This is a genomic window from Anaerolineae bacterium (assembly GCA_014360855.1).
Taxonomy (GTDB): domain Bacteria; phylum Chloroflexota; class Anaerolineae; order JACIWP01; family JACIWP01; genus JACIWP01.
Genome location: JACIWP010000193.1, coordinates 1 through 6043, shown reverse-complemented (window position 1 = coordinate 6043; position 6043 = coordinate 1). Strand labels below are relative to the sequence as shown.

Sequence of the window (6043 nt, the reverse complement as noted above, 5' to 3'; positions counted from 1 at the left end):
TATAAGCCGTTCGCGCAGGCGCCGCACGCCGGCGACCCCACCGCCTATGACTGGACCGGCTTTGCGCCTGGCAAGGAGGTGAAGTCGGCGGACCTGCCGGCTATGGTGGATGGCAAGCCCAACTGGTCCTACGATGACTGGCAGTTCGCGCTCATCCGCTACGGCTATCTGGGCCAGCAGTGGGCTTACGTGCTGATGACCAACTCCAATGCCGGCGTCTGGCTGGAAAAGACCTATGACCTGCTGCCGTGGAGGGGGCAGGACATCTGGGTGCATTTTGAGGTGCGCAACGATGGGGACGGCGCACGGAGCTGGATGTACGTGGACGAGGTGACGGTCACCGTATGCCGGTAGCCTGAACGAGAGATGCCTCCCGCAGGAACTTGCCTGCGGGAGGCGTTTTTATTTCGCGGTGCGCAGGAACGCCTGGACCTCTTCCAGGGTGGGCAGGCCGGCGCGTCCGCCCAGCCGCCGGCAGTTCATGGCCGCCACCGCGTTGGCAAAGCGCGCGATCTCGTACAACGACCAGTCCGGCTGGAGCAGGCCGAAGATGAAGGCGCCGTGAAAGGCATCGCCGGCGCCGGTGGTATCTACCACCGGCACGGAGAAGCCAGGCACATGGAAGTGTTCTTCCGGAGTCACGCAGAAACAGCCGCCCGACCCCAGCGTGGTGACCACGAGACGAGGGCCCCAGGCCATCAGCCGGCGGCTGGCCTCCAGCAAATCGCCGATGCCTGTGAACGCGGCGGGAAAGCGCTCGGCCGCAATCAGGATGTCCGTCACCTGCAGGACCTCGGGGGTGTGGGGGCGGGGGCGGTTGGCGTCGAAGACCACCTGGCCGCCGGCGGTGTGCACGATGCCGGCCGCCTCCGCGATGGCGTGGGGGGAATGGCCGTCCAGATGCAGGAAGCGCGTGCGGCGCAGGGCCTCCCTGGTTGGGTCCGTCAGTGCGTAGAGGGGAAGCTGGCCGCGAAAGCAGTGGATGGAGCGCCGGCCGGTGCCCTCTTCCACCAGGACGATGCAGGAGGGACTGCGGCCGCCGGCATGCACCTGGATGAAGCGGGTGTCCACGCCGGCGGCGATGAAAGCCTGGAGGAGGAACTGCCCCGATTCGTCATCGCCGAGCGCGCCCAGGTACGCGGTGCGGGCGCCCAGTTTGGCCAGGGTCACCAGCGCCGTCGAGACAGGGCCGCCGCCGTCGTGAGCGAAGTCGAGCATGGTGACCGTGTCGCCGTCGAAGGGGGTGATATGCGGCACTATGCCCAGATAATCGTCGGAGCAGTAGCCCAGTCCGATAACGTCGTAGCGGTCCATGGTGCAGGCTCTTCGCGGCGTCGGGTTATGCCGCCGGCTCCTTCCCCAACATGCGCAACAGCTCCGCCTCGTCTATCATCGGGATGCCCAGCTCGCGCGCCTTATTGTATTTGGTGCCGCCGGGGGCTTCCCCCACCACCAAGTAGTCGGTTTTGGAGGATACGGAGGAGGCGACCTTGCCGCCGGCCGCTTCGATGAGCGCGGTCGCTTCCTCGCGCGTCATATGGGGCAGGATGCCGGTGATGACGAAGGTCTTGCCGGCCAGCGGGCCGGCGGCCGGCTTTTCCGCCGGCGCTTCCTCGGCCATGCGCACGCCGGCGCGGCGCAGTTTCTCCAGTATCTCGCGGTGGCGCGGACGCTGGAAGTATTCCACAATGGAGCGCGCCGTCTCCGGGCCGATGCCCTCCAACTGCTGAAGCTCTTCCTCTGTGGCGGAGGCCAGGCGGTCAATGGAGCGGAAGTGCTCGGCCAGGATGCCGGCGACGACCGAGCCGACACCGGGGATGCCCAGCGCCACGATGAGCCGCTGAAGCGGGCGGTTTTTGCTCTCCTCAATGGCCCGCAGGAGGTTCTCGGCCTTTTTCTCCCCAAAGCCCTCCAGCTTCAGCAGGTCCTCTTTCTTGAGGTAGTAGATGTCGGCCACATCCTTGATCAGGCCCTGCTCGACGAACAGCTCCGCCAGCCGGCTTCCAAAGCCGACGATGTCCATGGCGCCCTGGCTGACGAAGTGCTCGACGTGGCGCACCAGTTGGGCGGGGCAGGCGGCGTTGATGCAGTAGATGGCGACCTCACCGGGCCGGCGCACCGCCGGCTCGCCGCACACCGGGCAGTGGGTGGGGACCTCGATGGGGCGCTCATTTCCAGTGCGCAGGTCCACAATGGGGCCCACGATCTCGGGGATGACCTCGCCGGCGCGCCGCACGATCACCGTGTCGCCGATGCGCACGTCCAGCCGGGCGATCTCGTCGAAGTTGTGCAGGGTCGCTTTGCGGATGGTGGCGCCCCCGATCTGCACAGGCTCCAGGATGGCGTAGGGGTTGAGTGTGCCGGTGCGGCCGACGTTGATACCCACATCGAGCAGTTTGGTGGTGGCCTCGCGCGCCGGGAATTTGAAGGCGACGGCGCCGCGCGGGCTGTTGCCCACCACTCCCAGGCGCGCTTGTGTCTCCAGGTCGTCGATTTTCACGACCAGGCCGTCAATCTCATAATCGAGCGTATCGCGCTTCTCGATCCATTCCTCGCAGTAGCGCTCCAGCTCCGCGAACTGCGCGTCCTCGAAGCGGGCGATCTCGGAGGTGACGGGGAAGCCCATGCGGCGCAGGTAGTCCAGCGTCTCCCATTGGGTGCGGATGGTGATGCCCTCGGCGGCGACGATGGCGTAGGTGAAGAGGCTGAGCGGCCGGCTGGCCGTGACGCTGGGGTCGAGCTGGCGCACGGAGCCGGCGGCGGCGTTGCGTGGGTTGGCAAAGACCTGGCCGCCGGTCTCCATCTGCCGGCGGTTGAACTCGCGGAATTTGCTGATGGGCATGTAGGCTTCGCCGCGCACCACCAGCCGCGGCGGGGGCGTGATGCTGGCATCGTGCGGGGGGATGCGCAGGGGCAGGCTGTGGATGGTGCGCAGGTTTGCGGTCACATCCTCACCGACCAGGCCGTCGCCGCGCGTGGCCCCGCGCACAAATATGCCGTTCTCATAATGCAGTACCACGGTGAGGCCGTCGATCTTCGGTTCCACCACGTAGGCGAGGGGGGTGCCGGCCGGCAGGAGGCGCTTCACGCGCTCGCGCCAGGCGCGCAGTTCCTCGATGTTCATGGCGTTGGCCAGGCTGAGGATGGGAGCGGGATGAGGAACCTTCTCGAACTGTTCTGCCGGCATGCCCCCCACGCGCTGGGTTGGGGAATCCGGGGTGATGAATTCGGGATAGCGCTGTTCCAGCTCGATAAGCTCCCGCATCAGCCGGTCGTACTCCGCGTCGCTGATGACCGGCGAGTCCAGGACGTAGTAGCGGTAGTTATGGTAATGGATTTGCCGGCGCAGTTCCTCTATGCGCTGGCGTGCTCGTTCCTTCTCCTGGTCCTGTGCCTCGTTCATCGCTGGCCTCCTGAATGGACGATGGAGAATAGACGATAGACGATGGACGGTAGACCATGGAGGATAGGGCATCGCCCATCGTCAGCGGTCCATGGTCTATGGTCCCCTTATTGCACCGTGCGCAGGAAATCGCCAACTACCCAGCCGATGGTGCCGTCGGATAGCTGGACGCGCCACCACTGGAAGCCGTCCGCCGGCGATGGCCCTTCCAGCACCTGCACCCGCGTGCCGTCCCCCACAATTTGCAGGGTAGCGTAGGTGGTACCAGGCCCACTGCGCACCCGAAGCTGATCGGCGCCCGTGCCGAAGACCTCGGCCTGCACGCCGGCGCTCAACGGGGGTGGGGGCGGTGTGGCGACGATGACCATGGGTGTGAAGGTGGCGGTGGGCGCCTGGGGAGCGGCGGTGATGACGGCCGGCGCCTGTGCCGGCGTCGGGGTTGCGGTGGGCGAAAGCAGGTCTGGCTCGCTCGCTGAGCGCGTCATCGCCCACAGCGCCCCGCCGATCAGGACCACCGGCAGGAGGATCAGTATCCATGTCCAGATGGGCAGTTCGTTGATGTCCGGCCGGCCTCCGCCGCCGGCGCGGGCACTGCCCGGTCCGCTCGCTCTGGATGAGGATGGTGCGCGTCGGAAGGGGTTGAATGATGGCATGTGGGTTCTCCTCCTCGGTTATGATGCAGGGTGCTCCCCGCTGTTGGTAGACGATGGGCCGGCGCGAAGCTGGCGGATGCCGGCCAGGATACGCTGTTCGGCACGCGCCCCCAGGCCGCGGATTTCCCGCAGGCGGCCGCTTTCCGCGGCGCGGGCGGCTTCTTCCAGCGATGTGATGCCCAGCTCCTGCCACAGGGTTCGCGCCGTCTTGGGGCCGATGCCGGGGATGCGGAGCAGTTCCTCCACCCCGCGGGGTATTTCCTGCTCCAGCCGGCGGACGGCGGCCAGCTCCCCCGTCCTCAGCATTTCATCCACCTTTTTCTCGATAGCGGCGCCGATGTTCGGCAGTTCTCCCAGTGTGCCGGCGCGCCAGTGCTCGAACAGCGCCGGCCCCATCTCCTCGATGACGACGGCGGCGCGTCGGTAGGCCGCGCTCTTGAAGGGGTTTTCCCCCTTGATTTCCAGCAGGTTGGCCAGCCGGCGCAGGGTTTCGGCGACCTCCTCGGCCGTCATGCGCGGCTGGGGAAGTTCTTCCTGGGACATGGTGTCCTCCCCGGCGCATTACGGGACATGCGCCACTGCAATCATGCGCTCACTGCCGGCGCTGAACGGTTCCAGGTCGTAGGAGCCGTAAAGCTGGTCCAATCGGAAGCCGGCGATCTCCAGCATCAGCCGCAGTTCGTACGGATAGATCCAGCGCATGCGCATGGGGACAATGGTGCGCTGTAGGCGGCCGGCGGCATCCACCTCGTCATAGATGATGGTGATGTCGGAGACCTGCAGGGAGGCGTCGGAGCGGTATGAGACCAGCTTGAGGATGCGGTTCCCCGTCTCCGGGTCCACCAGCTCCTTGTCCAGCGTCAAAGGCGTGCGCTCCTCGTGGTGCAGGGAGAGGTGCGGATTCGGTAAATCCACGGCGAAGATGCCTCCGGAGACCAGGTGCCGGCGGGCGGATTCCAGCACCGCGATCTGGTCCTCGATATCGTCCATGTGCATGAGGGTGTTGAGGGCGCAGAACGCCAGCCGGAAGCGCGCCGGCAGGTCCAAATGGCGCATGTCGGCCTGCACCAGGGTCACGCGGCCGGAGACGCCGGCGGCGTCCGCCCTTTCCCTTGCCCGGGCCAGCATGCGCGGTGCCAGGTCTACGCCGGTGATGGTAATGCCGGCCTCGGCCAGCGGGATGAGCACGCGGCCGGCGCCGCATCCCAGCTCCAGCACCGGCTCGCCGGCCTGGCGCGCCAGGTCTCGATAGAACGGGATATCAGCGGTGTAATCGGCGTGGTCCAGCTCGTAATACCGCACGAACCGGTCGAAATCGTACGGTGATTCCGTGTCCGGGACAGGGTTGCCGTGCATATTTTGTCCTCTGCTCATGCGCTTACCCTCATCTTAGGGCCAATCGGGCATTCTGTCAAGGTTATTAGGAGGGGAAGTGGGGCGTTGGGAGTGGTTCGTTAGCCTCCAAAAAGGCCGTTTGACAGTATGGGGGACTTATGCTATATATAGCCTCGGCAAGTGAATACCTGCAAAGACTGTGAACAGGACGAGTAGGCCGGAGAGCGAGGCCCAGAGAGTCGGGGTAAGGTGGAAGCCCGATGCCGGCGCGCCGGCTGAATGGACCTGGGAGTCGCCCGCTGAACCCCATGTTCGCATGGGCAGTAGGTGGGGCCGGAGACGCCACCGTTATCAGGGCAGAGGGTATCGGACACGCGAAGGCGCAGTCCTGTACCTGCAACGAGTGAGGCTGGCATTCACTCCTTTCCCGCCATCACGGCGGGTTTTTTGTTTGGAGCGCAGGCCGGCCTAACAAGGGTGGCACCGCGGGTGAAGCACCTCCCGTCCCTTACGGGAGGTGCTTTTTGATTTCCCAGACGGGACTGATCGCAATCTCTTATCCTGTTCCAACAAAAGGAGGTGTACGATGACCGAAATGCACAAAATCTTGCTGAGCGAACGGGAACTGCCCACAGCGTGGTATAACATTATC

The 6043-nt window shown here is 65.5% G+C and carries 6 protein-coding genes and 1 other annotated feature; of the genes, 1 reads left to right on the top strand and 5 read right to left on the bottom strand.

Translation table 11 applies throughout. The features are described from left to right. Positions 1-354 (top strand): hypothetical protein (locus tag H5T60_10610; GenBank protein MBC7242882.1); only part of this gene is annotated, 354 nt, incomplete at its 5' end. A 48-nt stretch (positions 355-402) separates the two neighbouring features. Here the strand turns inward: H5T60_10610 and H5T60_10605 are convergent. The 5 genes from H5T60_10605 to H5T60_10585 form a co-directional block, all read right to left on the bottom strand. After that, positions 403-1314 carry a carbohydrate kinase family protein gene (locus H5T60_10605; protein MBC7242881.1) on the bottom strand — a complete coding sequence of 304 codons (912 nt, stop codon included), beginning with the start codon at positions 1312-1314 and terminating at the stop codon, positions 403-405. Positions 1315-1339: 25 nt separating this feature from the next. Continuing rightward, entirely contained in the window at positions 1340-3403 is a 2064-nt protein-coding gene (gene ligA, locus H5T60_10600; protein ID MBC7242880.1) for an NAD-dependent DNA ligase LigA, read from the bottom strand. Positions 3404-3510: 107 nt separating this feature from the next. Next, on the bottom strand, positions 3511-4056 hold the full coding sequence (locus H5T60_10595) for an SH3 domain-containing protein (GenBank protein ID MBC7242879.1): 546 nt from the start codon (positions 4054-4056) through the stop codon (positions 3511-3513). An 18-nt stretch (positions 4057-4074) separates the two neighbouring features. After that, positions 4075-4599, bottom strand: coding sequence for a hypothetical protein (locus tag H5T60_10590; GenBank protein ID MBC7242878.1), 525 nt, complete (start codon positions 4597-4599; stop codon positions 4075-4077). Between the two features lie 18 nt (positions 4600-4617). After that, positions 4618-5412, bottom strand: coding sequence for a class I SAM-dependent methyltransferase (locus H5T60_10585; protein ID MBC7242877.1), 795 nt, complete (start codon positions 5410-5412; stop codon positions 4618-4620). Positions 5413-5581: 169 nt separating this feature from the next. Continuing rightward, positions 5582-5903, top strand: a binding site (T-box leader). Positions 5904-6043: the final 140 nt, after the last annotated feature.